Source organism: Saccharopolyspora flava, from assembly GCF_900116135.1.
GTDB classification, from domain to species: domain Bacteria; phylum Actinomycetota; class Actinomycetes; order Mycobacteriales; family Pseudonocardiaceae; genus Saccharopolyspora; species Saccharopolyspora flava.
This window is the reverse complement of the sequence record NZ_FOZX01000007.1, coordinates 94,809-120,963: the sequence shown is the minus strand read 5'-3', so window position 1 is coordinate 120,963 and position 26,155 is coordinate 94,809. Positions and strand designations below refer to the sequence as shown.

Genomic DNA, 26,155 nt, shown 5'->3' with positions numbered 1-26,155 from the left:
TTTGCCCCACATCGCCCCGAAAAAGACTTTTCGACATGCCGATTCCGCGCAGAAACGCGTTTTTTCAACGCCCCGAATTCAGCCCGAGCGCGGTCGCCAGGACCGGCCACGACTCGCGCAGTTCCCGTTGCCAGTAGGGCCAATCGTGCGTTCCCCTGCCGTAGAAGTGCGCGGTGACCGCAATTCCCTCCGCGGTGAGCCGATCGGTGAAGCTCTTCGACGTCGCCAGCGAGGCCGGTTCCAGCGGATCGGCCTGCCCCGGCGGGTCCAGCGGACCGGTCGTCCCGTTGCCTGCGGAGACGTAGAGCCCGACGCCGCGCAGCCGCTCCACGTGGTCGAAGGGGTTGTGGTCCGACCAGATCCGGTGCTGCAGCAGCTCATCGCCCCACAACCCGAGCGGGTCGAGCCCCTCCCGCACCAGCAGTCCCTTGATGACCGCCGGAGTTCCCGGGAACAGCGTGTTCGGGATGCCGCTGAACGACGCCGCCGCGCCGAACATCCCGGGATGCCGGGCCGCGTAGGCCAGCGCCCCGTACCCGCCGATCGACACCCCCGCCACGGCCCGGGACGTCCCGGCGCCGTAGCCGCGTTCGAGGATCTGGCGGAGTTCGGTGAGGTGGAAGGTCTCCCAGTCCGGTGGCCCGCCCGCACCGCCGTTCCACCAGTCCGAGTACATCCCGGCAGGCCCGCCGCTGGGCATCACCACCAGCACGTCCTCCTCGGCGGTGAACTCCTCCACGTCGGTGAACCACGTCCAGGACTGGTAGTCGGCGGTCTCGCAGCAGCCGTGCAGCAGGTACAGCACCGGCCAGGTCCGGCCGGGTTGCGCCGCGCGGTGCGCGGGCAGCAGCAGCCGGACCATCGCGGTGCCGCCGAGGGCCGGTGAGGCGATCTCCAGGTCGACCGCCCGGCCGCCCACCGGGGTCTCCCGCACCACCCGCGCACCGTCGTCGGCGGTGACGCCGGGAGCGGCCCGCACCGGTGCCGACAGCGCGGGCAGCAGCAGGACCACGGCGGCGAGCAACCGCAGGAACCGGCTCACAGCGGGATGTTCCCGTGCTTCTTGGCCGGCAGGCTCCGGCGCTTGGTGCGCAGCACCCGCAGCGCCCGCGCCACCTGGTGACGGGTCCGCGAGGGCTGCACCACCATGTCCACGTGCCCGCGCTCGGCCGCCCGGTACGGGGTCGCGAAGGCCTCGGCGTACTCGGCGGTGAGCCGGGCGTGCAGCTCGGCGCGCTGCGACTCCTCGGTCTCGGCGAGGCGCTTGCGGTGCAGGATCGCCGCCGCGCCGGGCGCTCCCATGACGGCGATCTCCGCGGTGGGCCAGGCGATGTTGACGTCGGCTCCCAGGTGCTTGGAGCCCATCACCGCGTACCCGCCGCCGTAGGCCTTGCGCACCACCACCGTCACCTTCGGCACGGTGGCCTCGGCGTAGGCGTAGATGAGCTTGGCGCCGCGCCGGATGATGCCGCCGCGCTCCTGCGCCACGCTGGGCAGGTAGCCGGGCACGTCGGCGAGGGTGAGCAGCGGGACGTTGAAGGCGTCGCAGAACCGCACGAACCGCGCCGCCTTCTCCGAGGCGTCGATGTCGATCACCCCGGCCAGGTGCTGCGGCTGGTTGGCGACCACGCCGACGGTGTGCCCCTCGATCCGGGCGAACGCGCAGATCATGTTGGGCGCGAACCGGTCGTGGACCTCCAGGAACTCGCCGCCGTCCACCAGGCGCTCGATCACCTCGTACATGTCGTAGCCCTGGTTCTCCGAGTCCGGCACGATGCCGTCGAGCTCCTCCTGCCGGTCGACGGGCTCCTCCGGCTCGTAGACCGGGGGTTGCTCCAGGTTGTTGGCAGGCAGGTAGCCGAGCAGCGCCCGCACCCAGGAGAACGCGTCGGCCTCGTCGGGGGCCACGTAGTGGGCGTTGCCCGACACCGACCCGTTGGTGGCGGGCCCGCCCAGCTCGGCGACGTCCGGTCGCTCACCGGAGACGGCCTGGACCACGTCGGGCCCGGTGACGAACATGTGCGAGGTGCCCTCCACCATGACGGTGAAGTCGGTGATCGCCGGGGAGTACACCGCGCCTCCCGCGCACGGTCCGGTGATCATCGACAGCTGCGGCACCACCCCCGAGGCGTGGGTGTTGAGCCTGCCCAGCTCGGCGTAGTAGGCCAGCGACTCCACGCCCTCCTGGATGCGGGCGCCGCCGGAGTCGTTGATGCCCACGACCGGGCAGCCGATGTCCATCGCCAGCTCCATCACCTTGAGCACCTTGCGCCCGAAGGTCTCCCCCATGCTGCCGCCGAACACGGTGAAGTCCTGCGAGAACACGCACACCGGCCGGCCGTCGACGGTGCCGTGCCCGGTGACCACGCCGTCGCCGTAGGGCCGGTGGGCGTCCATCCCGAAGTCGGTGCAACGGTGCCGGGCGAACTCGTCGAGCTCGACGAACGACCCGGCGTCGAGCAGCTCGTCGATGCGCTCGCGGGCGGTGAGCTTGCCCTTGGCGTGCTGGCGGTCCCGAGCGCGCTTCTCGGCGACCCTGGTGACCTCCTCGTGGCGGGCGTTGAGGTCGCCTAGCCGATCCGCGGTGGTCGTGCGATCGAGCATGCCAGTTCTCCTTCCAGGTGGTCGGCGATCACCGAGACGTGCGGCGGGTCGATCATCGAGACGTGGTCGCCGGGCACCCGCACGATCCGCAGGTCCGAGCAGAACTCGTCCCAGCCCAGCGACTCGTCGGTGCGCAGGTAGCGCGGGTCCAGCGAGGTCGTCAGCGGGTGCGGTTCGCTGGAGCGCAGCAGCAGCACCCGGCCCGGGTAGGGCCGCGGCCGGTACCGCTCGGCGATGCGGGCGTCGACGTAGGAGGTGTACTGGTGGTGCAGCACCGCCTCGCCCATGTCCGGGACGCGGTCGGCGATGCGGTCCATGACGAACCGGATCTGCTCGTCCTCCGGCAACCCGGCCAGGTCCTCGACGCCGAGGCCCAGGCTGGTGGCGTAGGTCTGCTCGACGTAGTCGAGGAACCGGCCGTAGCGGTTCAGCAGCAGGTCCTGCTGCTGGGATTCCGGTGCGGGCAGCGGCAGGATCGAGTCGATCATGGCCACCAGGTCGACCGGCTCGCCGAGCTCGGTGAGCTGCCGGGCGACCTCGTAGGCCAGGCACCCGCCGAAGGACCAGCCGGCGAGCCGGTACGGCCCGCTGCCCTGGATCTCGCGGAGCAGCCCGATGTAGCGGCCTGCGCTGTCCTCGACCGACCGCGCGTCGTCGAAGCGCTCGAAGCCGTAGCAGGGCTGATCGCCGGGCAGCAGGTCCACCAGCGGCCGGTACACGCCGGTCGAGCCGCCCGCCGGGTGGAACAGGAACAGCGGTGCCCGCTCCCCGCGATCGCGCAGCGCCAGCACCGGTTCGGCGGTGTCGAACCAGGGCCGCAGCAGGTCGGCCATGCGCGCGATCGTGGGGCGGGCGAACAGCTCCGCCCGCCCGGGCGCGTCCGGGAAGCGCTCGGTGATCCGGCGGTGCACCCGCTCGGCCCGGTCCTCGTCGCCGCCCAGGGCGTGGAAGTCGTCGTGCACGTCGAGGACCTCGACGTCCAGGACTTCCCGCCACAGCGCGGCGATCCAGCGCTCCACCTGCTCGCGGGGTTCGAGCACCTGCCGCCCGCCGCCGATCTCGACCGGCTGCAGGCCGAGTTCGGCGGCGACGTGGGCGGCGACCTCCTCCAGGCTGGCGCCCCGCAGCAGCATCGGGATCGGGACGGTCATGCCGAAGTCGCGCTCGAAGGCGGTGCGGGCCCGCATGGCCATCAGCGAGTCGAGCCCGAGCCGGGTCAGCGGCGCGGTCGTGTCGAAGGACGCCGGATCGAGCCCGGTCAGGCCGCTGATCCGGGACACCAGCGCGGCCAGGATCGCCCGGTGGGCCTGCGCGGGTTCGGCCGCGCGCAACGCCTCGACGTCCGGCCCGTCGCCCTCGGCTCCGGTCCGGTCGGTCTCCTCGGCCAGCGCGGCGAACAGGGGGCGGCGCGCCAGTTCCGGGAACAGCTCCAGGGTCGCGGCCGCGTCCAGGCGGGTCACGCCGGTGGCGGCGCGTCCGGAGGCCAGCACGGCTTCGAGGGCTTCCAGGCCCTCGCCGGGGGTGAGCGGGCGCAGCACCGCGTTGTCGCGGCCGACGGCGCCGCCGAGCTCGTCCCACGGTCCCCACTGGATCGTCGCCGCGGGCAGTCCTCGGCCGCGGCGCCACCGCACGAACGCGTCGAGCCAGGCGTTGGCGGTGGCGTAGGCGGTCTGGCCGGGTGAGCCGAGAAGCGCCGCGGCGGAGGAGAACACCAGCCACCAGTCCAGGTCGAGCCCGGCGGTGGCCTCGTGCAGCCTGCGCGCGCCGTCGACCTTCGGCCGCCACACCCGCTCCACGTCGGCCTCGGTGAGGGTGCTGACCGTGGCGTCGGCGAGGACACCGGCCGCGTGCAGCACCCCGCGCACCGGCACGCCGCCGGCGCCCGCCTCGCGGATCAGCTCCTCGGCGGTGCCGTTCTCGGCGATGTCGCCGAGCACCACCCGCACCTGGGTGCCGCGGCCGCGCAGCTCGTCGAGCACCTGCGAGGCCGGGCCGGAGGGCGCGCTGCGCCCGCACAGCACGATCCGCGTCGCACCGCGCTCGGCCAGCCACCGCGCCACCAGCAGGCCCAGCCCGCCGAGACCGCCGGTGAGGACGTAGGCGCCGTCGCGGACCACCGGGACATCGGGGCGCTCGGGGATCTCGACGCGTTCCAGGCGCGCGGCGAAGCGGGCGCCCTCGCGCCAGGCGACCTCGTCGTCGGCGGCCGAGGCGGCCAGTTCGGCGGCCAGCGCGCCGGGGCTGGCCGAGTCCAGGTCGAGGTGGGTGACCCGCAGCTCGGGGTGCTCGAACGCCAGCACCCGCACCAGGCCGCGCAGGAACGCCAGACCCGCAGCGCCGGGGTCGTCCCCGACCGCGACCGAGTCGCGGGTGACCAGCCACAACCGGCCGTCGGCCGCGGTGAGCCCGTTGGCGGCCTCGACGGCGGTGCGCAGCAGCCACCGGGCGTTGCCGGGTTCGTCGTAGCGCTCAGGCGCGCCGGTCACGAGCACAACGCCGTCGCAGCCCGCCTTCCAGCGCCCCAGCTCGCCGATGTCCGATGTGGACAGCACGACCGGTTCCTCCCCGGCTTCGACGAGGTCGGCGGCGGCGCGGCCGACCTCCGGCGCGGCCGGTCCGTCGGCGAGCAGCAGCCACCTGCGGCGCGGGCGCTCGGCCGGTGCGCAGTCGGCGCGGTGCCAGCGGAGCTCGAAGGTCTTGTCCGCCAGCGGAACCGGCATCGGCGCCCGCAGGCGACGCAGGTAGACCTCGGCCATCTCGACGAGGACGCGGCCGGACCCGTCGACCAGCTGCACGGTGCCGACCAGGCCGTCGCCGTGCTCGTCGGCGGGGTCGAGGACGGCGTCGCAGCGCACCCCCTCCGCCGGGTCGCCGAAGACCCGCACCGAGCCCAGCGACATCGGCAGGTGCAGGCCCGGATCCTCGGCCACCCGCTCGGCCGCCGCCGCGGCCAGGGCGTGCAGGCAGGAGTCGGCCAGCGCCGGGTGCAGCACGTGGTGCCTGCTGCGCGGGGCCGCGGCCGGGAGCGCGATGCCCGCCGAGGCGCGGTCGTTCCCGGCTCGCGCGGTGCGCAGGCCGCGGAACGCGGGCCCGTAGTGCTGGCCGAGCTCGGCGAGCTCGCGGTAGACCTCGACGGGGCGTCCGCCGGTGAGCTCGCCCAGCGGCTCCGGTCCGGGCCGGCCGGGGTGTTCGGCCCGGACCGTCGCCACCGCGTGCCGCACCCAGCGTCCGGCGGCGGAGCGGGCGTGCACGGCGACCTGGGCGGTGTCGTCGCCGGTCGTGCGCAGCGAGGTGTGCACGGTGGTGCCCGCGGCGAGCGGAAGTGGTTGGCGCAGTTCGAGATCCCGCACCCGCACCGGCCGGTCCGGCCCGAACGCGACCGCCGCCGCCGACAGCGCGGCGTCGAGGTAGCCGGTGGCCGGCAGCACCGGCACGCCCTGCACGACGTGGTCGGCCAGCCACGGCTGGGCGTCGGTGCCGACCTCCCCGCGCCAGACGTGCAGGTCGGCGTCGGGGACCTCGACGTGCGTGCCCAGCACCGGGTGCTCCCCCGACGTCGTGCGGCGGCGGGGTCGCACCCAGTGCCGCTGGTGCTCCCAGGCCGGTCCGGGCAGGTCGACCACCGGGCCGCGCGGGTAGCGGGTGCGCAGCGCTGTCTCGTGGCCGGCGACGTGCAGCCCGGCCATCGCCGCGAGCAGGCTCCGCTGGTCGTCGGCGTCGCGGAGCAGCGTCGGCAGCGCGGTGACCCGGTCGGCGCCGACGGCCGCGGCGGTGCCCTCGACGGCGAAGCGGGCCAGCGGGTGCGGGGAGATCTCCAGGAAGGTGCGGTGCCCGTCGGCCATCGCGGCGGCCAGCGCCTGGGTGAAGCGCACGGGGCGGCGCAGGTTCGCCGCCCAGTAGTGCTCGTCGAACTCCGGCACCCGCGTCGGGTCGTCGAGAACGCTGCTGTAGCAGCGGATCTCGGGTTTGGCCGGGGTGAGCTCGCCCAGGCGGGCGCGGAACTCGTCGAGGATCGGGTCGACCGCCGCCGAGTGCCCGGCGCCGCCGACGTCGAGCGCCCGGGCCATCCTGCCGCGGGCTTCGACGCGGGCCACCAGGGCCTCGACCTGGGCGGCGTCGCCGGTGACGGTGCACTGGGTCGGCGAGGTGTGCACGGCGATCGACACGTCGGGGTGGTCGGCGGCGAGCTCGGCGAACTCGGTCTCGGAGAGCTCGACGGCGGCCATCCGCCCGGCCCCGCCCGCGTCCAGGCCCGCGAGCAGGCGGGAGCGGGTGACCATCACCCGCAGGCCATCGGCGAACGGCAGCGCACCGGCGACCACGGCCGCCGCGACCTCGCCCATCGAGTGCCCCACGATCGCGTCGGGCTCCACCCCGTGAGCGCGCCAGGTCGCCGCGAGCGCGATCTGCACGGCGAACAGGACCTGCTGCCGCGCGGCGAGATCCGGTTCTTCCGCGTCCCCGCGCAGCACCTCGCGCAGCGAGAACCCGGTCTCCTGGGCGAACATCGGCTCCAGGTCGTCGACGACGGACCGGAATCGGGGTTCGGTCTCCAGCAGCCGCCCGCCCATGCCCTTCCACTGCGAGCCGTACCCGGAGAACACGAAAACCAGCCCGGTTCCGGCTGTTTCGCCGACGTGCACGCCGTCTCCGGCCAATCCGCGCAGCTTCTCGGCCAGCTCCTCGCGGTCACCGGCCACGACGGCGGCGCGGTGCGGGTGGTGGTCGCGGCGGGTGACCAGCGCGGCGGCCACGTCACCGAGCGGGGTCTCGCCGAGGTCGTCGGCGAGGTCGGCGGCGCGCCGGCGCAGCGCGGACTCGCTGCGGGCCGACAGCGCGAACACGTGCGGGACCGCCTCGTCGGGCTCGGGTTCCGGTTCGGGCTCGGGCCACTCCTCCAGCACGACGTGGGCGTTGGTGCCGCCGAAGCCGAACGCGGACACGCCCGCGCGGGCGATCCCCGAGTAGCGCGGCCACGCCGCGCCGGTACCCGCGATGCGCAGCCGCGCGGCGTCGAAGTCGATGTGCGGGCTCGGTTCGGCGGCGTGCAGGCTCGCCGGGATGCGCCCGTGCCGCATCGCCAGGACCACCTTGATCAGCCCGACCAGTCCGGCCGCGCCCTCCAGGTGCCCCAGGTTGCTCTTCACCGACCCCACCAGCAGCGGTCGCCGCTCGGCGCGCGATTCGCCCAGGACCTCGCCGAGCGCTTCCGCCTCGATGGGGTCGCCCAGGGGCGTGCCGGTGCCGTGGGCCTCGACGTAGTCCACGACGGCCGGGTCGAGGTCGGCGGCGGCGTAGGCGTCGCGCAGCAGCGCCCGCTGCGCCTCCGGGTTCGGGGCCACCAGCCCGTTGGAGCGCCCGTCGGAGTTGGTGGCCGTGCCGAGCACCAGCGACAGCACCCGATCGCCGTCCCGGCGGGCATCCGACAGCCGCTTGAGCAGCACGACCCCGCAGCCCTCGCCGCGGACGATGCCGTCGGCGGAGGCGGAGAACGGTGCGCAGCGGCCCTCGGCGGAGAGCACGCCCGCGCGGTGGAAGTTCGCGGTGATGCCGGGCGAGAGCATCAGGTTCACCCCGCCCACCACGGCCAGGTCCGACTCGCCGTCGCGCAGGCTCGCCGCCGCCTGGTGCACGGCCACCAGCGACGACGAGCACGCCGAGTCCGTGGTAAGGCTCGGTCCGCGCAGGTCCAGCAGGTACGACAGGCGGTTGGCGGCGATCGCCGCGGCCGCCCCGGTGCCGGTCCAGGCGTCGACGGTGTCGAGCTCGCTCATCGTCAGCGACCCGTACTCGGTCGAGGACAGGCCGACGAACACGCCGGTGCGGCTGCCGCGCAGCTCCTGCGGCGGGATGCCCGCGTGCTCCAGCGCCTGCCAGGTCACCTCCAGCAGCAGCCGCTGCTGCGGGTCCATCGCCGCGGCCTCCACGGGGGTGATGCCGAAGAACGCGGCGTCGAAACCCGCGACGTCGTCGAGGAATCCGCCGCGCGCAGGCAGGTCGTGCCAGTCCTCGCGCGGGGCGAAGTCGGCCCACCGGCCCTCGGGCAGCTCGCGGATCGCGTCGGCCCCGTCGTCGAGCAGCCGCCAGAACCGCTCGGGCGAGTTCACCCCGCCCGGCAGGCGGCAGCCCAGGCCCACGATCGCGATCGGCTCGTCCCGCCGGACGCGGGGGCGCGGGATGTCGACCTCCTCGCCGCCGGAGAGCCGGGCGGCGAGCGCGGTGATCGTCGGGTTCTGCCACACCAGGGTCGGCGACAGCCGCCTGCCGAGCCGCTCCCCCAGCTCGGCGGCCAGCGCGACCGCGTCCCGGGAGGACAGGCCGAACTCGTGCAGCGGCCGGTCGGGGTCGACCCGCTGCAGGCCGGCGGTGGCGGCGACCCGGTCGGTCAGCCACCGCCGGATCTCGGTCTCGCTCATCGCGTCGCTCATCAGGCGCTCCCTCGCAGGGTTCCGGTGAGGTAGTGCTGTCGCGCCGCCGAGCGCGAGATCTTGCCGCTGGTGGTGCGGGGCACCTCGCCGGGCCCGAGCACCACCAGCTCGTGCACGGCGAGCCCGTGCCGCCCGGCGACCGCGCCGCGCACCGCCTGGCCGAGCTCGTCGAGGTCCACCTCGTCCTCGGCGAGGTGGCTGGCGCGCTCCACGGCCACCACGGCGGCCTCGCCGTCGTCGGTGGGCACCGCGAACGCCGCCGCCGAGTGCTTGCGCACGGCCGGGTGCGCCTGCTCGACGGTCTCCTCCACGTCCTGCGGGTAGTGGTTGCGGCCGTCGACGATGATCAGGTCCTTGATCCGGCCGGTCACGTACAGCTCGCCGCCGTGGATGACGCCGAGGTCGCCGGTGCGCAGCCAGTGCCCGGTGCCGTCGGGGACGAACGTGCACGCGGATTCCTGCGGTTTGCCCCAGTAGCCGTGCGCGACGTTCTCGCCGCGCACCCAGATCTCGCCGACCTGGTCCGGGGGCAGGTCCTGCTCGGTGTGCTGGTCGACGATGCGCACCAGCTGGTCCACCGGGTGCCCGGCCGAGACCAGCGCGCTGGTGTCCGGGCCCTCGGCGGGTTCGGCGCGTCCGGCGGCGAGGGCTTCGCGGTCGAGCTCGACGCGGCGCGGCGCCGCCCCGGCGGGGCTGGCGGAGACGAGCACGGTGGCCTCGGCCAGGCCGTAGGAGCTGCGATGGGCCTTGCGGGGCAGGCCGCACTCGGCGAAGGCGGTGTGGAAGCGGTCGATCGCGGCCGGTTGCACCGGTTCGCTGCCGTCGATGAGCGCGCGCACGTGGTCCAGCCGCAGCCGCACCTTGTCCTCCTCGGCCACGCGCGCGGCGCAGAAGGCGTAGGCGAAGTTCGGCGCGGCGGTGATCGCGCCCGGGTTCGCCGACAGCGCCCGCAACCAGCGCACGGGTTTTTCGAGGAACGCCACGGGGTCGATGAGCACCGTGCGGGTTCCGGCGACCAGGGGCGCGGCCAGCGCCAGCATCAGCCCCATGTCGTGGAACAGCGGCAGCCAGCTCACCGTCGGGGTGCGGCCGGGGTCGGCCTCGTAGGCCGACATGGCCTGGGCCGCGTTGGCGACCACGTTGCGGTGGGTGATCATGACGCCGGAGGGCGCCTTCGTCGAGCCCGAGGTGTACTGCAGGTACGCAACCTCGTCGGGGTCCTGGGCCACCGGCTCGTGCTCGGCGTCGGGCACCTCGTCCACGGCGAGCACCTCGACGCCCTCGATCCCGCGCTCGACCAGGAAATCACCGACCACGTCGAGCTTGTCGGCGACGGTGAGCACCACGCTGGGCGCGCAGTCGGCGAGCACGCCGGCGAGCCGGTCGGCGTGGCCGGGCAGGTCCGGGGCGAACAGCGGCACGGCGATCAGCCCCGCGCGGCAGGCCCCGTGGAAAGCCACGAGGTAGTCGGCGCGCTGCGGCACCAGGATCGCCGCCCGGTCCCCGTCCAGCGCGACCCGGCGCAGCGCGACCGCGACCGAGCCCGCCCTGCGGTCGAGGTCGGACCAGGTCAGCGACACGGCCAGGCCGTCCGGATTCTCGGTGAAGTCGAGGTGGGTGACGGCCAGTCGGTCCCCGCGGTCCCGGCCGCACCGGGACAGCAGCGCGGACAGCGTCTCCCCTTCGACTTCGGGAAGCCACGAATCCGCGGCGTTGGAAATCTCGGCGGCGGTCGCTCGCATGGTTCTCCCAACAATCGTGCGGAACGCGTTTCCGGGCGCGTTCGGTCCCGGACGCGATTCGGCGGAGTGCGATTCCGGCGGCGGGGAATTCCCGCGCCTGTGTCAGTCGGCGACGAGTTCAGCGGTGCGCGATCGGAAGCAGACGAAGGTCACCACCGCCGCCAGCAGTTCCACGATCGCGGCGGTGATCAGCCCGGCGGTGAACCCGGACGCCAGCGCGTGCGGAGCGGGCGTTCCCCCGGCCAGTTCGGCGTTCTGGCGAACGGTGAGCACCAGCCCGATCAGCGCCACGCCCAGCGCGCTGGAGAGCTCGCGGGAGGCCGTGAGCACGCCGGAGGCGATGCCCGCGTCCCGGGCGGCGACGACTTCCAGCGAGAACGACGTCAGCGGGGTCGTCAGCGCCGAGCCCGCGCCGATGAGCAGCAGGCCCGGGATCCGGGGCGGCACGGCCGGGATGTGGTTGATCACCGCGATCGCCACCAGCCCCGCGCTGACCAGGATCAGCCCGGCCAGCACGGTGTAGCGGGGTCCCCACCGCTCGACGGCGGGCGCCACCAGCGGGGTCGCGCCGACGATGGCGACGGCGACCAGCACCAGCGGCAGCCCGGCCTCGGTGGGGGTCAGCGCCAGCGACTCCTGGTGCAGCAGCGGCGTGAAGAAGAAGACGCCGCTGACCCCCAGCCCCCAGAGCAGCTGCACCGACACCCCGCCGAGGAAGGCCCGCTCGGCCACCAGCGCCCGGGGCAGCAGCGGGTTCGGCGAGCGGCGCTGCACCAGCGCGAACCCGGCCAGCGACACCGCGCCCAGCCCGGCCAGGACGAACCGGCCCGCCGGGCCCGGGGTGTCCTCGCCGGTGCCGACCAGCGCCATCAGGAACAGCAGCATCGCGGCGGTCACCAGGAGCATCCCCCGCACGTCCACCCGGCCCGGTGCGGAGCGCCCGGTGACCACGGCCGCGGCGGGTGTCAGGGCGGCCGCGGCGATCGCGAAGGGCACGTTGCTGAAGAAGATCCAGCTCCAGTGCAGGTGCTCGCTGAGCAGGCCGCCGGTGGCCGGGCCGACCGCGATCGCCACGGCCAGCGCCGCGGTCCAGATGCCCGCGCCGATCGCGCGTCCGCGCACGTCGAGGTTGGTGCGCAGCAGGCTCAGCGTCGCGGGCACCAGCACCGCCGCGGCGCAGCCCTGCACCACCCGGGCGGCGATGAGGGTGACCGCGTCGCGGGCGAAACCGCCTGCCAGCGCGGCGGTTCCGAACACCAGCAGCCCCAGCAGCAGGGTTCGGCGCTGCCCCCACCGGTCCACCAGGTTCCCGGCGACCAGCAGCAGCCCGGCGAAGGGCAGGATGTAGCCGAGGCTGATCCACTGCAGCTCGGTGAGCCCCAGCGCCAGCTCGCGGCCGATGGAGGGCACCGCCGCGGCGACGATGTTGTTGTCCAGCGTGGTGACGAACGCGACCAGGGCGATGATCACCAGCGTCGGCACCGCCGCGCCCCGGGGCTGCGCGAGGCCGACGGGGCCGGTGGTCCTGCCGGGCAGCACGGCTCAGCCCTCCGGGTTCTCGTGCTCGGCCAGCGCGGCGTCGTCCTCGGCGCCGAACTGGTCCTCCAGCCGTTCCGGGCTGTAGTCGACGTCGATGGCGGCCAGCTCCATGCCGCGCGCGGCCTCGATGGAGCTGAGCCTGCGGGCCGCGCGGTCGGTGGCGTAGCCGAACACGTCGCCCAGGTCGAAGCCGAACGGGTCGTCGTCGAGCTGGTCCAGCGAGTGCTGGATCTGGGTCATCACGTGCGGCAGCAGGGCGTCCATCTGGTCCTGCACGATCGCCCAGTTCGCGTCGTCGGCGGCGACGTGGCGGCGGCAGGTGAAGGTGCCCCAGGCCATGTGCCTGCGCTCGTCGTCGCCGATGCGCCGGATGAGCTGCTGCATCCCGGGCAGGATCCCGGCGTGCTTGCAGGCCTTGTTCCACACGAAGTAGCCGGTCAGCGCCAGCACGCCTTCGACGATGTGGTTGTAGGTCACCGACGCGCGGATCTGGTTCTCCGGGCTCGGGTCATCGTGCAGCCGGCACAGGGCGGTGGGCAGCGCGTCGTAGAAGATGGCGCGGTAGCCGGGGTTGTCGGCGACGTGGTGGTGCAGGTCGCCGGTGAGCCCGACGGCGTCCAGCCACAGCCGGAACACCTGGGCGTGCTTGGCCTCCTCGAAGCAGAACTGCGTCAGGTACATCTCGTCGGCGATGCGTCCCTCGGCGCGCATGGCCGCCAGGAACGGCTGGATCTCCTGGGCGACGGCCTCCTCGCCGCCGAGGAACTGGGCGCAGAGCATGGTCCCGGCGAAGCGCTGCTGCTCGTCGAGCGAGGCCCAATCGTCGGCGTCCTGGCTGAAGTCGAGCTCGGCGGGGTTCCAGAACCGGGCGTTGCCCTTGTCGAACAGCCGCAGCGGCAGCGAGTCCCAGTTCAGCCCGCCTTCCCGCAGCGCGTGGAAGCCCCCGCGCGGACGCGCGTCGATCACGTTCCCGGTCATCGTGCTGACTCCTCTCCACGTCGTACGGGTACGTCCACGAAGGACGGATCGGTGTCCGGCGAGGTGAGCGCCACCCGTCCCCCGCCGGTGTTCCAGTCCAGGAACAGCGGGTCCTTGGTGTCGATCACCAGCGCCAGCGCGTTGTCGGCGGGCACGTCGTAGGCGGTCGGCGAGAACCGCAGGTCGACCGGCATCGCCTCACCGGGCACCGCGTCGGTCCAGCTCAGCGGCAGGTAGTTGATCAGCCGCCCGGTGCCGGTGGAGTCCACGTCGTAGAGGTAGGCGACGATCGTGCCCGTCTGGCCGGGCGGGATCACCGTCAGGTGCGCGCTCACCGATCCGCGCACCCGGAGCCCGTCCGGGAGCTCCGGGCTGGTCCACACCGCGCCGTGCGCGCGGTCGATCCCCGGCAGCCAGGTCCGCGGCGGTTCGCCGCTGAGGGCTTCGAAGCTGTAGGTCGCCAGCGGCACCCCGCCGGTGGCGATCGTGTCGCGGTCGGCGTCGATCTCCACGCGCCAGCCGGGCCGGGGCGCGTCGCCGATCACCCCGTCGTCCTGCCCGGGGCCGAGGAAGTAGCGCCGCGGCTCGCCTTCGGCCGAACGCCAGTCCGGGTGGGGCTCGGGGTCGTGGGTACCGGGGCGGGCGCGCAGCACGACCGGTCGTTCCGCGAGGATCGAGGTGTCGGTGCCGGCGACGGTGGCGTCGAACCAGCGCAGCACGGTGTCCCAGGTCTCGCTGGGAAGTCCCAGCAGGCCGCCGGATTCGGCGGAGGCGTGCTCGCCGGGGATCAGGTCGATGCGCTTGATCCCGTCGTAGCGCTCGTAGAGCTCGACCATCTGGTCCGGCGGGAACACCGTCTCGCTCCAGGTGTGCCCGATGAGCAGCGCCGGCCGGTTGTCGTTGAGCCGGTCGAAGTAGCGGCTGGGCGAGCGGACCCGGGCCCACTCGTTGATCACCTCCCGGTCCACCGGGTCCGGGGTGGGGTCGAAGTAGGTGCGCAGCATCCAGTCGGTCTCCGCGCTGAGCCTGCCGTGCCCCCACCCGGAGGTGTAGAGGATCAGGGCGACGAGCCCGCGCCGGGTCTGGTTGCCGTAGAGCGAGTGCACCAGGTCGAACCAGCCGCTGAGCGAGACCACCGAGCGGATCCGCGGGTCGAAAGCGGCTGCGATGACACCGATCCCGGCCCCGTAGGACACCCCGGCGACGCCGATGCGCGCGGGGTCGGCGGCGGTGTTGCCGGTGGTCCAGTCGAGCACGGTGCTCACGTCGGCGATGTCCTTCGGGCCGGCGGTGTCGACCTCGCCGCCGGATTCGCCGAAACCCCGCGCCCCGTAGGCGATCACGACGTAGCCGCGGGCGGCGAGGTCGCGGGCGGGCATCACGTTCTGGGTGCACCCACCGCCCCACGCGCTGATCAGCACCGCGACCGGGTGCGGGCCCGGCGTCCTCGGCTCCATCACCATGGCCTTCAGCGCGACGCCGTCGGCGGCGACGATGTCGACGAAGCGCGTGGTGAAGCCCGTTTCCGCGTACGCGGCCGGTGCGGCCGCCACCAAGCAGGCCAACGCCGACATCGAGACAAACGTCCTGCGGCTGTGCATTGCGTCCGCCTTTCGTTGTGCGCCATTTCGCGACTCCCGGCGACGGGGCGGAACCATAAGCACGGAATTCGGGGCCGGGCAAGGACTCGAATTTCCGTTCCGGACGCCGTGACAACGCGTCTTCTCGTTTTTGTCATGCGCCGTACAACTAATCGGTCAAGGACTCGACAACGCGGCTCGCTCCGCTAATCTCCGCCCATCGCAGCAGGTCTCACAACGGAGGTGGGCACGTGCCCGAATTCGCGCATCGCACCAGATTCGTGGCGCTGGTGGTGGCCGCGCTCGGCGTCACCGCGGCCGCGGCCCCGGTCGCCGCCGACCAGCGCCCCGCCGGGGTTTCCGCCGCCGCGCAGCAGCCGGGCCCGTTCGACGATTCCTTCTACGTGCCACCGAGAACGCTTCCCGAGGGCGAGCCCGGGGACGTCATCCGGTGGCGTCCGGCGTTACCCGCGCTCAACGCCGCCAACGCCGACGCGTGGCAGGTCATGTACCTGTCGACGAACGCGCGCGGCGAGCGCAACGCCGTCACCGCAACGGTTCTCGTTCCCAAGGGCGCCGATCCGGCGAAGGCCCCGATCGTCGGGTACGCGCCCGGCACGCAGGGACCGGCGTTCAAGTGCGCGGCGTCGAAGGCGATCGAGCGCGGCACGCTCTACGACCAGCCCGCGGTCAACGACCTGATCGGCCGGGGCTACGCGGTCGCGGTCACCGACTACGAGGGCTACTCGCCGGAGACCACCCCGACCTACATCACCGGGCGCGCCGAGGGGCCGGCGGTCATCGACGCGGTCCGCGCGGCCCAGCGCTTCCCGCAGGCGAAGCTCTCGCCGGACGCGCAGGTGGCGTTCCAGGGCTACTCGCAGGGCGGTGGCGCGGTGATGTGGGCCGGTGAGCTGCAGCCGTCCTACGCGCCGGAGCTGAACCTGGTCGGCGTCGCGGGCGGTGGCGTTCCGGGCGATCTCAACGAGGTCGCCGAAGGGCTCGACGGCTACGCCGGTTTCGGCTTCCTGGCCTTCGCCGCCGTCGGTCTCGACGCCGCCTATCCCGACCTGGACCTGGACTCCTACCTCAACGACACCGGCAGGCGGGCGATCGCCGAGGCCAAGCAGCAGGACTGCGTGGTCGAGCTGCTGGCGAAGTACCCGGGCAAGAAGATCAGCGACTACACCGACCGCGACCCGCTGCCCACGCCGCGGTGGCAGGCCCGCATCGAGGACAACGAGCTGGGCACCAGGCCGATCCGGGTCCCGGTGTTCCAGTACCACGGCGCGATCGACGAGATCGTGAACACGCCGCAGGCCGAGGCGCTGCACCGCCGCTACTGCGACCAGGGCGTGCCGGTGACCTGGAAGACCTACCCGGTCGATCACCTCGCCGGGATCTTCGCGGGCAACGCCGACGCGGGGCAGTTCCTCGCCGACCGGTTCGAGGGCAAGCCGCCCGAGCCGAACTGCTAGCCCTCGTCGCCGAGGACGTCGTTGATGCCGTCCCCGGATCGCCACTCGCGCAGCAGCCGCTGGAAGGCGGCAGGCCCTGCGGGGAAGGTGATCCGGGGGCGGGCCGACCCCTCGTTGTTGTAGTAGCCGGGGGTGCACTCGGCGTCGAAGCGGGCTCGGTCCGGGGAGGACGCCGTGATCGTCTCCACCCATTCCAGCTCGGCTTCGGCGGTCGGTTCCACCGCCTTCACCCCGCGCCTGCGGGCTTCGGCGACGACCTCGGCGACGTGGATCGCCTGCTCGTCGAGCACGTGCACGTAGTTCACCGAGGAGGCGTTCTGCAACGGGCCCAGGTGGAACAGGTTCGGGAAGCCGTTGCTCGAAAACCCGTGCAGGGTGCGGACTCCGCGGTCGCGCCAGACGTCGAGCAGCCGGATGCCGTCGCGGCCGTGGACCGGCAGCCTGCCGGTCATGACGTCGGACTTGCCGACCTCGAAGCCGGTCGCGAAGATCACGCAGTCCACCGCGTACTCGCGGCCGCCGACGACCACGGCGTCGTCGGTGAACCGCTCCACCCCGCCGGAATCGGCGGTGTCGACGAGGGTGACGTTGTCCCGGTTGAACGCGGGCAGGTACTCGTCGCTGAAGGTGGGGCGCTTGCATCCGTAGCGGTACCAGGGCTTGAGCAGCTCGGCGGTGGCCGGGTCGTCGACGACCTGCTCGACGCGGGCGCGCAGCCGGTTCATCGTCGCGAAGTCCAGCAGTTCCTCGGCCCGCTCCCACTCCTCGGGGTCCCAGCCGGCGCGGGCATCGGTGGAGATGATCTTGCCGAGGACGGCGGCGCTCGCGGTCCACGCGTCGTCGACCAGGTCCTCGGTCACCGGCTGCCCGGTCACGACGGCCTGGAAGTTCTCGCGCCGCCGCGCGTGCCAGCCCGGCTCCAGCGAGGCCGCCCACTCCGGGTCGGTCGGCCGGTTGTCCCGGACGTCCACTGAGGAGGGTGTGCGCTGGAAGACGAAGAGCTGCTGGGCGTCTCGTGCGAGGTGCGGGACGGCCTGGATGGCGGTGGCCCCGGTGCCGATGATCGCGACCCGCTTGTCGGCCAGCCCGGTCAGCCCGCCGTCCGGCCCTCCCCCGGTGTAGCCGTAGTCCCACCGGCTGGTGTGGAAGGTGTGGCCCCGGAACGACTCGATGCCCGGGATCCCGGGCAGTTTCGGGTGGTCGAGGGTGCCGTGGGAGACGACCACGTAGGTCGCGCGCATCGCGTCGGCGCGGTCGGTGCGCACGACCCACTCGCCGTCGTCCCAGCGCAGCTCGGTGACGCCGGTCTGGAAGCAGGCGTCGCGGTAGAGGTCGAAGGTGCGCCCGATCGCCCGCGCGTGCTGCCGGATCTCCTCGCCCGGCGAGTACTTCCACCGCGACACCGAGCCGACCTCCTCCAGCAGCGGGAGGTAGACGTAGGACTCGATGTCACAGTGGATGCCCGGGTAGCGGTTCCAGTACCAGGTGCCGCCGAAGTCGCCGCCCTTCTCGATGATCCGGATCCGCTCCAGCCCCTGCTGCCGCAGCCGCGCGGCGGCGCACAGGCCGCCGAACCCGCCGCCGAGCACGATCGCGTCGACCCGGTCGGCCAGGGGTTCGCGGGTGATCTCCTCGGCGTACGGGTCCGCCGCGTAGTAGCCGAACCCGCCCTCCGCCCGCCGGTACTGCGCGGCACCGTCGGGGCGGACGCGGCGGTCGCGCTCGGCGCGGTAGCGCTCGCGCAGCGCGGCCAGCTCCGGCTCGGCGAACTCGGGGACCTCGGGGAGCGAAGGAGTCGACATCGCGGCCTTTCTCGTGCGCGCCCACCGCTCGGGCACCTCGGATTTAAGTCATGTGACTTAGTCCAAGTTAGCACGTCGCTCGCCGCGCCCCGCTCAGCGGCGTTCGCGCAGGCCGTGGGCCCGCCGGGTCAGCCAGTGGTTCGCGCCCAGCAGGCCGAAGGCCAGCACGGCCAGCCCGAACTGGCACCAGTCCGACATGGGGATCTCCCTCACCTCCCGTTCTCCCGCTCCGGCGGCGGCATCCGCTCCAGGGCGTACTCCCGGGCGATCCGCAGCAGCATCTCCTTCTCCACCCGCAGCAAGCGGTTCTCCTTGCGCAGCCGGTCGAGCTCGCCGCGCTCGGACTCCGACAGCGCTCCCGTCATCGCAGCGGGCTGAAGGGCTTCAACGCGGCAGGCCGCTCGCCGGTGACGATCTGCTCGGACAGCAGCCGCCCGGTGATCGGACCGAGCGTGAGCCCCCACATGCCGTGACCACCGGCGACGTGCACGCCGGGCATCGCCGAGGCGCCGATCAGCGGCAGCCCGTCGACCGTGACCGGCCGCGGCCCGACCCACTCGTCGCGCCGGGCGTCCCAGTCGACGCCGCGCAGCAGCGGCCTCGCCGAGCGCACGATCGCCTCGATCCGCGCGCGGTCCAGCGCGGCGTCGGGCTTGCGGAACTCCATCGTGCCCGCCACCCGCAGCGCCCCCTGGTACGGCGTGCAGGCCACCCGCGCGGCGGGCAGGTAGATCGGGCACGGCACGGTCTCCTCGGTCGGGACCGTGAACGAGTAGCCGCGTCCGGCGCGGACGTCGCGGCGCACCCCGACCGAGGCCGCCAGCTCCGGCAGCCACGCCCCGGTCGCCAGCACCACGTTCTCGCCGGAGACGTGCTCGCCGCGGTCGGAGCGCACCAGGACGCGACCGCCGTCGCGGACCACGTCGCGGGCGGTGAACCCGGCCTGGATCGTGCCGCCGCGCTCCTGCACCGCCGCCGCCAGCGCCCGGGTGAACTCGCCGGGGTCGACGTGGCGCTGGTCCTCCACGCGCAGCACCGTGCGCACCCGCGACGACAGCTGCGGCACATCGCCGCCGTCGGATTCCCGGTAGCGGGTCCCCTGCCCGGCGCGCGCGAACTCCTCGCGCAGCCCGGTGGACTGCGCGGGGTCCTCGAACGCCGCCACCACCGGCGCCGCCCGGGTCGGGGCGTCCACGCCGCCCCGGGTCAGCTCGTCGAAGGCGTCTAGGCAGTCGGCGTTGAGCTCGGCCAGCGCGCGCATCGACCGCCGCCACCGGCCGCGCGTGCAGCGGCGCGCGAAACCCGCCAGGAACCGCCACAGCCCGGGGTCGACGGTCTTGGGCACGAACAGCGGCGCGGCGGGGTCGAACAGCGAGCGCAGGCCGTCGCGCAGCACCTCCGGCTCGGGCAGCGGCACGCAGAACGCCGGGGACAGGTAACCCGCGTTGCCCCACGACGCGCCGGACGCGACCCCGCGCCGGTCCACCACCGTCACCTCGACGCCGCGTTCCTGCAGGAACCAGGCGGTCGACAACCCGACCACGCCCGCACCCACGACCACCGCCGTGCGCGGCGCGCTCGCTGCAGCACCCATGCTCACTCCTGTTCGTCGCCCGAAATCATGCGCGACGCCGACGTCCCGAGCGATGTGGATTCGGCACAACCGCGCCCGCCCCGGTTGTGCGGAATCCACTGCGGCTCGGCGGCCAGGGCGATGATCAGCGCCAACCGGGTGTCCGGATCGTCCAGGTCCAGCGCACCGACCTCGGCGACCTTGCGCATCCGGTTCCGGACGGTGTTGGGGTGGATCTCCAGCCGCGCGGCCGCGGCGCCGAGGTCGCCCTGCACCTCCAGCCAGGCCCGCAGCGTGGCCACCAGCCGAGCGCCCTGCTCGCGGTCGTGCGCCCGCAGCCGGGCCAGCGGACCGCGCTCGGGCGCGCGACCGCTCGCGGCGACGTGCTGGAGGCGGCGGAGCAGGATCTCGTGCCAGGACTCGTCGTAGACGACGGCCGCCGCCCCGTCCGGTTTCGCGGCGTGCACGGCCAGGCTCTCGTCGGCCTCGCGGCGGCTGTCGACGAGCCCGTCGGGCCCGGCCGGTCCGCCGATCCCGGCGAAGACCTCGACGCCGGAGGGCATCTCGCGCGCCAGCGAACGCACCCACTCCCGCGCCTGCTCGCCGTCGTCGCCGGGCAGGATCGTGTAGACGGTGTTGGCGAACAGCGCGCTGCGGCCCGGCCGCGACCAGCCGAAACCCACCGTGGCCAGTTCGAAGGCCAGCAGCGCCGCCGCGTCGTGCTCGCCGCGGTTGTGCGCCTGCACCGCCACCACGCGGAACGTCTCGCCGCGGAACCCCAGGCGGCTCACGGCGGTCGCGACGTCGGAGTGGCCCTCGACCAGCCCGATCACCAGGTCCGACTCGACCTGCCGCTCCAGGTCCGCGCTGGCGCGGGTGCGCAGCAGGTGCGCCGCTGCGGTGCGGGAGGCCTGCACCAGCGCGGCCTTCCGCGCGGCGTCCAGCGGTGCGGCGGTGCCCACCCAGATCGACCCGAGCAGCGCCTTGCCCGCGCGCACCGCCACCACGGCCCTGCCCCGGCGGGCGCCGGAGGGCTCGACGAACAGCGGTTCGTCAGAGACCGCCAGGTGCCGGAACACGCCGCGCTCGACGAGTTCCCGGCGGATCTGCTCCGGCACCCGCCTGCCCAGGATCGTCTCCAGCCGGGCCTGGTCGGCGCTCTCCTGTCGCTGCGAGTAAGCCAGCACGCCCGACCGGTGATCCTCGATGGTGACCGGCCCGCCGACCGACTCGGCGAGGGCGTCGGCCAGCGCGAACAGGTCCGTCGGGCCGCGACCGGCCTCGGTCTCGCGGCCTTCCAGCACGAGCCCGTAGACGACGCCGGCGAGCTGGCCCCACGACACGGCGGGGTCGACCAGCAGCACCGCGACCTCGCGCTGCCGGGCCCGCTCCAGGGCGTCGGCGTCGAGGTCGTCGAGCCGGAACACCACGACGACGGCGCGGGTGCGGGCCAGCAGGTCGGCGGCACCGCGCCGGTCGAGGCCGACCGCCAGCAGCACCTCGTCGCCGCCCGGCAGCTCCTCGCCGGGGTCGTGCAGCGCCACCGCGCGCAGCTCGGTCGCCCGGCTGCGCGGGGCGCACACCAGCCGCGCGCCGTAGCCGCCGAGCACGTTGATCAGACGGTCCAGCTTGACCATTCGGACATCGTCGGCCAGACCGCTCACAACCCGTGCGGCAGGGTGCCACGCGAACGGAGTACCGCCCGCCGCCGACTGGACAACCTGCACAGCACAGACCCGAAGACGATCGGCAGAGCGAACAACCTGAGCAGTCGAAAACAGCACTGTTGCACGAGACAACTCCTGATGCGCACGCTTCCGACCATGGACGACGCAGAGTTCCGCGACCTCTTCCGCCGGATGCTGGTGACGCGGCGCCTCGACGAGGAGGCCATCGCGTTGCAACGCCAGGGCGTGCTGCCCGCCTACGCCCCCGTCCGAGGTCAGGAGGCCGCGCAGGTCGGCAGCGCGGCCGCGCTGGACCTCTCCCGCGACTTCGCTTTCCCCACCTACCGCGAGCTGGGCGCGGCGGTGGCCATGGGCGTGGACCCCGTCGCCTACCTGGCGATGCACCTCAACATCTGGCACGGCGGCCTCTACGACCCGAGCGCCGCGCGCCTGGCGCCGCCGAACGCCGTGGTCGGCGGGCCCGTGCTGCACGCCGTGGGCTGGGCGATGGGCGCGCAGCTCGACGGCACCGGCGGCGCCGCGCTGACCTACTTCGGAGACGGCGCCAGCTCGCAGGGCGACATCCACGAGGCGATGAACTTCGCCGGGGTGTACCGGCTCCCGGTGGTGTTCTTCTGCCAGAACAACGGCTGGGCGATCTCGCTGCCCACCTCCCGCCAGGTCGCGGGCGGGTCGGTGGCGGCCCGCGCCGCCGGCTACGGCTTCGAGGGCGTGCAGGTCGACGGCAACGACGTGACCGCCGTGTTCGACGCGACCCGCCAGGCCCTCGACCGCGCCCGCTCCGGCGGCGGCCCGACCGTCGTCGAGGCGATGACCTACCGGCTGGGCCCGCACTCCACATCGGACGATCCGGGACGCTACCGCAGCGCCGAGGAGGAACGCGCCCGCGCCGAACGCGACCCGATCAGCACCGCGACGGCGGCGCTGTCGGCCGAGGACATCGCCGACGCCGAGGAGCACGCGGCGACCGTCGTCGCCCGCACCACCGAGGGCCTGCGAGCGCTGAAAACCCCTGCGGGAGACGACATGTTCCGCTTCGTCCACCGGGAACCGACCGCCGCGCTGCTCGCCCAGCACCGCGCCTGGAAGGAGTCGCAGGATGCCTGAGCTGTCGCTGCAGCAGGCCCTCAACACCGCGCTGCGCCACGCGTGCGAGGACGACGACCGGGTGCTGATCTTCGGCGAGGACGTGGGCGCGCTCGGCGGCGTGTTCCGGGTGACCGACGGCCTGCAGGACAAGTTCGGCGCGCAGCGGGTGTTCGACACGCCGCTGGCCGAGTCGGCGATCATGGGCATGTCGGTGGGCCTGGCGATGGCCGGGTGGCGGCCGGTGCCGGAGATCCAGTTCGACGGGTTCGGCTATCCCGCGATCGACCAGATCGTCAACCAGGTCGCCCGGATGCACTACCGCAGCCGCGGATCGCTGGGGATGCCGATCACGTTGCGGCTGCCCAGCTTCGGCGGCATCCGGGCTCCCGAGCACCACGGCGAGAGCCTGGAGTCGCTGTTCGCGCACGTGCCGGGGCTCAAGGTCGTCGCCCCGTCCGGGCCGTCGGAGGGCTACCACCTGCTGCGGCAGGCCATCGCCGACCCGGACCCGGTGGTGTTCATGGAGCCCAAGTCCCGCTACTGGCAGCGGGAGGACTTCGACCCCGCCGAACCCGTCGAACCGGATCCGGTCGGCTCCAGCCGCGTCGTGCACCGGGGCAAGCACGCGACGCTGGTGGCCTGGGGCGCGATGGTGTCGCGCTGCGAGCAGGTCGCCGAGCTCGCCGCCGAGGACGGCGTGGAGCTGGAGGTGCTGGACCTGCGCTGGCTCAAGCCGATCGACGCCGACGGGCTCGTCGAGTCGGTGTCGCGCACCCGCCGCGCCGTGGTCGTCCACGAGGCGCCGCTGACCGCCGGGCTCGGTGGGGAGGTGTCGGCGCTGATCACCGAGCGCTGCTTCGGCGACCTGCGCGCGCCCGTGCAGCGGGTCGCCGGGTTCGACGTGCCCTACCCGTCGGGGGCGCTGGAGGACGAGTACCTGCCCAGCGTCGACCGGATCCTGACCGCCGTGCAGACCGCATTGGAGTACCGCCGTGGCTGAGGTGACCTTCCCGCTGCCGGATCTGGGCGAGGGCCTGATCAGCGCCCGGATCCTGGAATGGCTCGTCGCCGAGGGCGAGTGGGTGGAGCGCAACGCGCCGCTGGTGGAACTGGAGACCACCAAGTCGGCGGTGGAGATCCCGTCACCGCAGACGGGTCGCGTGTCGCGGCTGCACGTCGGCGAGGACGAGGAGCTCGACGTGGGCGCCCCGCTGGTGACGTTCACCGTCACCGACCAGGCCGGCATCGTCGGCACGGTGCCCGAGGAGCGCGCCCCGCGCCGCCGCGTCCGCCTCACGCCGCCGGAGGACTGAGCCGTGCCGTTCACCGAGCGCGAGGGCGTCAAGCTCTGGTACGACGCCGCTGCCGGCCCGCGGCCGGTGCTGCTCCTGCACGGTTTCGCCTCCGACGCGGAGCTCACGTGGGAGCGCACCGGCTGGCTCCGCGCCGTCGCCGACCGGGGGCACGTCGTCACCGACCTCCGGGGGCACGGCCGCAGCGACCGCCCCGACACCGGCTACAGCCCGGAGGACCTAGCCCGGGACGTCCTGGCGGTCCTCGACGCGGCCGAGGTGCGGCGGGCCGACGTGGTCGCCTACTCGATGGGCGGCCTCGTGGCCTGGACCCTGGCCGCCCTGGCTCCCGACCGAGTCCGCGCGATGGCCCTCGGCGGCCTCGACGGCCGGCCCGTCGACCGCACCACGATGCTGGAAGTCCAACGAGCCCTCACCGCCGACGACCTCACCCCCTGCATCGACGCCGTGGCAGGCCACCACCTCACCCCACCACCTCCGGCCCCGGTCCTCTTCGCCTCCGGAGACCAGGACGAAATAGCCCCGGAATCCCGAGCTTTCGCAGAATCCGTGGACGCCCCGCACATCTCCCTGGGCCGCCGGAACCACCTCAACGCAGTCTCCAGCCGCGCCTTCAAAACCGCCGCGCTCGACTTCTTCAACACCGGAACCGTCGGCGGGTAACGGTGTCAACGGTCGTTGGCAGTGGACAGTTTTAGCCATAATTGACCGGACAAAACGGATGTTGATCATGGGTGATTATGGCTAAAACTGTCCTCAGCCGAGGCGCTCCTCCAGCCAGGTGGTGTGCACGGGCCCCGCGATGAGCTCCGGGTCCGCCGTGAGGCGGCGGTGCAGCCCCGCGGTGCTCGCCACCCCCTCGACGTGGAACTCGGCGAGCGCCTGGCGCGCCCGGGCGTAGGCCTGCTCCCGGTCCTCGCCCCAGCAGGCGAGCTTGGCGATCAGCGAGTCGTAGAACGGGCTGATCCGGTCCCCCTGCGTGATCCCGGTGTCGACCCGCACGCCGGGACCGCCGGGCAGCCGCAACGCCTCGATCCCGCCCGGCGTCGGGGCGAAGTCGCGCTCCGGGTCCTCGGCGTTGATCCGCAGCTCGACCGCAGCACCCCGCCGCTGGATCGACGCCTGATCCAGCGACAGCGGCTCACCCCCGGCGATGCGCAGCTGCTCGGCGACGACGTCGACGCCGGTGATCATCTCGGTGATCGGGTGCTCGACCTGCACCCGCGCGTTCATCTCGATGAAGTAGAACTCCCCCGACCCGTCCACCAGGAACTCCACGGTCCCGGCACCCCGGTAGCCGACGTGCTCGGCCAGCCGCACCGCCGCCGCCGTGATCGCCTGCCGCGTCTCCTCCCGCAAGCCCGGCGCCGGGGCCTCCTCGAGGAGCTTCTGCCTGCGCCGCTGCACCGAGCAGTCCCGCTCGAACAGGTGCACCACCCCGCCGTGGTCGTCGGCGAGCACCTGCACCTCCACGTGCCGCGCCCGCGACACCGCCTTCTCCAGGTAGATCGCGGGATCGCCGAACGCCGACCGGGCCTCGGCCTGCGCCGCAGGCAGCGCGTCCCGCAGCTCGTCGAGCGAGGTCACCGGCCGGATGCCCCGGCCACCGCCGCCCGCGGCGGCCTTGAGCAGCAACGGGAACCCGACCTCGTCGGCCAGCCGCGCCACGTCCCCGGGCTCGGCGATCGGCTCGGTGCCGGGCACGACCGGCACCCCCGCGGCGACGGCAGCGCTGCGCGCGGCGGCCTTGTCGCCCATCCGCTCCAGCACCGACGCGCGCGGCCCGATGAACACCAGCCCGGCCTCCTCGATGGCCCGCGCGAAACCGCCGTTCTCCGACAGGAACCCGTAGCCCGGGTGCACGGCGTCGGCATCGGTGGAGCGCGCGGCCTTGAGCAGCGCGTCCGGGTCGAGGTAGGACTTCTGCGCGGCCGAACGCCCGATGTGCGCGGCGTCGTCGGCCAGCGCCACCCAGCGGGAGTGCTCGTCGGCGTCGGAGTACACCGCCACCGCTTCGAGACCGGCCGCGTGGCAGGCGCGGATGATCCGGACGGCGATCTCGCCCCGGTTGGCGACCAGGACCCTGCGCAGCCCGCTCATGGCTCGTCGACCTCGAACATCGACTGGCCGACGTCGACCTCCTCGCCGTCGTCGAGCAGGATCTTCGCGACGCGGAAGGCCTTGTCGGCCTTGACCTCGTTGAAGGTCTTCATCACCTCGATGAGCCCGATCGTCTGGCCGGGCCGCACGTCGTCGCCCGGCTCGATGTAGGGATCGGCCTCCGGCGACGGGCGCCGGTAGAACACCCCGGGCATCTGAGCATCCACTGTGGACATCGGCT

The 26,155-nt window shown here is 73.5% G+C and carries 18 protein-coding genes; 5 read left to right on the top strand and 13 right to left on the bottom strand.

The annotated features are described in order from the left end of the window. Positions 1-64: 64 nt before the first annotated feature. From BM424_RS20140 to BM424_RS20110, 7 genes are all read right to left on the bottom strand, one after another. Positions 65-1,042 (bottom strand): alpha/beta hydrolase, encoded by a 978-nt coding sequence (locus tag BM424_RS20140; RefSeq protein WP_093420399.1) that lies wholly within the window; start codon positions 1,040-1,042, stop codon positions 65-67. After that, positions 1,039-2,604, bottom strand: coding sequence for an acyl-CoA carboxylase subunit beta (locus BM424_RS20135; protein WP_093420396.1), 1,566 nt, complete (start codon positions 2,602-2,604; stop codon positions 1,039-1,041). The genes BM424_RS20140 and BM424_RS20135 overlap by 4 nt, the downstream gene beginning before the upstream one ends. Further along, positions 2,571-9,032 (bottom strand): type I polyketide synthase, encoded by a 6,462-nt coding sequence (locus BM424_RS20130; RefSeq protein WP_245775999.1) that lies wholly within the window; start codon positions 9,030-9,032, stop codon positions 2,571-2,573. Before BM424_RS20130 ends, BM424_RS20135 begins: the two co-directional genes overlap by 34 nt. Further along, on the bottom strand, positions 9,032-10,774 hold the full coding sequence (locus BM424_RS20125) for a fatty acyl-AMP ligase (protein ID WP_093420393.1): 1,743 nt from the start codon (positions 10,772-10,774) through the stop codon (positions 9,032-9,034). Before BM424_RS20125 ends, BM424_RS20130 begins: the two co-directional genes overlap by 1 nt. 102 nt (positions 10,775-10,876) lie before the next feature. After that, positions 10,877-12,313: an MFS transporter gene (locus tag BM424_RS20120; protein ID WP_342742639.1), complete on the bottom strand. Its 1,437-nt coding sequence runs from the start codon at positions 12,311-12,313 to the stop codon at positions 10,877-10,879. Between the two features lie 3 nt (positions 12,314-12,316). Then, positions 12,317-13,291: a R2-like ligand-binding oxidase gene (locus tag BM424_RS20115; protein WP_093420391.1), complete on the bottom strand. Its 975-nt coding sequence runs from the start codon at positions 13,289-13,291 to the stop codon at positions 12,317-12,319. Next, positions 13,288-14,865, bottom strand: coding sequence for a CocE/NonD family hydrolase (locus tag BM424_RS20110; RefSeq protein ID WP_175548183.1), 1,578 nt, complete (start codon positions 14,863-14,865; stop codon positions 13,288-13,290). Before BM424_RS20110 ends, BM424_RS20115 begins: the two co-directional genes overlap by 4 nt. A 257-nt stretch (positions 14,866-15,122) precedes the next feature. On the opposite strand from BM424_RS20110, the gene BM424_RS20105 reads away from it, so the two are divergent. Beyond that, positions 15,123-16,349: a lipase family protein gene (locus tag BM424_RS20105; RefSeq protein WP_245775998.1), complete on the top strand. Its 1,227-nt coding sequence runs from the start codon at positions 15,123-15,125 to the stop codon at positions 16,347-16,349. On the opposite strand, the gene BM424_RS20100 is transcribed toward BM424_RS20105, so the two are convergent. The 4 genes from BM424_RS20100 to BM424_RS20090 form a co-directional block, all read right to left on the bottom strand. Continuing rightward, the gene (locus BM424_RS20100; protein ID WP_093420387.1) at positions 16,346-18,151 is read right to left on the bottom strand and encodes a flavin-containing monooxygenase; all 1,806 of its coding nucleotides are present in this window, start codon (positions 18,149-18,151) and stop codon (positions 16,346-16,348) included. The genes BM424_RS20105 and BM424_RS20100 overlap by 4 nt on opposite strands. 209 nt (positions 18,152-18,360) lie before the next feature. Then, the gene (locus BM424_RS28940) at positions 18,361-18,516 is read right to left on the bottom strand and encodes a hypothetical protein (protein ID WP_175548182.1); all 156 of its coding nucleotides are present in this window, start codon (positions 18,514-18,516) and stop codon (positions 18,361-18,363) included. After that, positions 18,513-19,745, bottom strand: coding sequence for an NAD(P)/FAD-dependent oxidoreductase (locus BM424_RS20095; protein WP_093420384.1), 1,233 nt, complete (start codon positions 19,743-19,745; stop codon positions 18,513-18,515). Before BM424_RS20095 ends, BM424_RS28940 begins: the two co-directional genes overlap by 4 nt. A gap of 2 nt (positions 19,746-19,747) precedes the next feature. Next, positions 19,748-21,361: a PucR family transcriptional regulator gene (locus BM424_RS20090; protein ID WP_093420381.1), complete on the bottom strand. Its 1,614-nt coding sequence runs from the start codon at positions 21,359-21,361 to the stop codon at positions 19,748-19,750. Positions 21,362-21,547: 186 nt separating this feature from the next. Here BM424_RS20090 and BM424_RS20085 point away from each other — a divergent pair, with 186 nt between their 5' ends. Genes BM424_RS20085 through BM424_RS20070 form a run of 4 tightly spaced genes read left to right on the top strand, consistent with a single transcriptional unit; the run spans position 21,548 to position 24,477 of the window. After that, on the top strand, positions 21,548-22,519 hold the full coding sequence (locus BM424_RS20085; RefSeq protein WP_245775997.1) for a thiamine pyrophosphate-dependent enzyme: 972 nt from the start codon (positions 21,548-21,550) through the stop codon (positions 22,517-22,519). After that, on the top strand, positions 22,512-23,501 hold the full coding sequence (locus BM424_RS20080; RefSeq protein WP_093420378.1) for an alpha-ketoacid dehydrogenase subunit beta: 990 nt from the start codon (positions 22,512-22,514) through the stop codon (positions 23,499-23,501). Before BM424_RS20085 ends, BM424_RS20080 begins: the two co-directional genes overlap by 8 nt. After that, the gene (locus tag BM424_RS20075) at positions 23,494-23,814 is read left to right on the top strand and encodes a biotin/lipoyl-containing protein (RefSeq protein WP_093420375.1); all 321 of its coding nucleotides are present in this window, start codon (positions 23,494-23,496) and stop codon (positions 23,812-23,814) included. The genes BM424_RS20080 and BM424_RS20075 overlap by 8 nt, the downstream gene beginning before the upstream one ends. A gap of 3 nt (positions 23,815-23,817) precedes the next feature. Continuing rightward, positions 23,818-24,477 (top strand): alpha/beta fold hydrolase, encoded by a 660-nt coding sequence (locus BM424_RS20070; protein ID WP_093420373.1) that lies wholly within the window; start codon positions 23,818-23,820, stop codon positions 24,475-24,477. A 93-nt stretch (positions 24,478-24,570) separates the two neighbouring features. Here the strand turns inward: BM424_RS20070 and BM424_RS20065 are convergent, their stop codons facing one another. After that, positions 24,571-25,914, bottom strand: coding sequence for an acetyl-CoA carboxylase biotin carboxylase subunit (locus tag BM424_RS20065; RefSeq protein ID WP_093420370.1), 1,344 nt, complete (start codon positions 25,912-25,914; stop codon positions 24,571-24,573). Then, positions 25,911-26,150, bottom strand: coding sequence for an acetyl-CoA carboxylase (locus BM424_RS20060; protein WP_175548181.1), 240 nt, complete (start codon positions 26,148-26,150; stop codon positions 25,911-25,913). The genes BM424_RS20065 and BM424_RS20060 overlap by 4 nt, the downstream gene beginning before the upstream one ends. Positions 26,151-26,155: the final 5 nt, after the last annotated feature.

Coding starts and splice junctions, on each gene's coding strand:
- BM424_RS20080 (WP_093420378.1), top strand. CDS start 22,512: ATGCCTGAGCTGTCGCTGCAGCAGGCCCTCAACACCGCGCTGCGCCAC.
- BM424_RS20125 (WP_093420393.1), bottom strand. CDS start 10,774: ATGCGAGCGACCGCCGCCGAGATTTCCAACGCCGCGGATTCGTGGCTT.
- BM424_RS20135 (WP_093420396.1), bottom strand. CDS start 2,604: ATGCTCGATCGCACGACCACCGCGGATCGGCTAGGCGACCTCAACGCC.
- BM424_RS20060 (WP_175548181.1), bottom strand. CDS start 26,150: ATGTCCACAGTGGATGCTCAGATGCCCGGGGTGTTCTACCGGCGCCCG.
- BM424_RS20095 (WP_093420384.1), bottom strand. CDS start 19,745: ATGGGTGCTGCAGCGAGCGCGCCGCGCACGGCGGTGGTCGTGGGTGCG.
- BM424_RS28940 (WP_175548182.1), bottom strand. CDS start 18,516: ATGACGGGAGCGCTGTCGGAGTCCGAGCGCGGCGAGCTCGACCGGCTG.
- BM424_RS20100 (WP_093420387.1), bottom strand. CDS start 18,151: ATGTCGACTCCTTCGCTCCCCGAGGTCCCCGAGTTCGCCGAGCCGGAG.
- BM424_RS20090 (WP_093420381.1), bottom strand. CDS start 21,361: ATGGTCAAGCTGGACCGTCTGATCAACGTGCTCGGCGGCTACGGCGCG.
- BM424_RS20110 (WP_175548183.1), bottom strand. CDS start 14,865: ATGTCGGCGTTGGCCTGCTTGGTGGCGGCCGCACCGGCCGCGTACGCG.
- BM424_RS20065 (WP_093420370.1), bottom strand. CDS start 25,914: ATGAGCGGGCTGCGCAGGGTCCTGGTCGCCAACCGGGGCGAGATCGCC.
- BM424_RS20115 (WP_093420391.1), bottom strand. CDS start 13,291: ATGACCGGGAACGTGATCGACGCGCGTCCGCGCGGGGGCTTCCACGCG.
- BM424_RS20085 (WP_245775997.1), top strand. CDS start 21,548: ATGGACGACGCAGAGTTCCGCGACCTCTTCCGCCGGATGCTGGTGACG.
- BM424_RS20130 (WP_245775999.1), bottom strand. CDS start 9,032: ATGAGCGACGCGATGAGCGAGACCGAGATCCGGCGGTGGCTGACCGAC.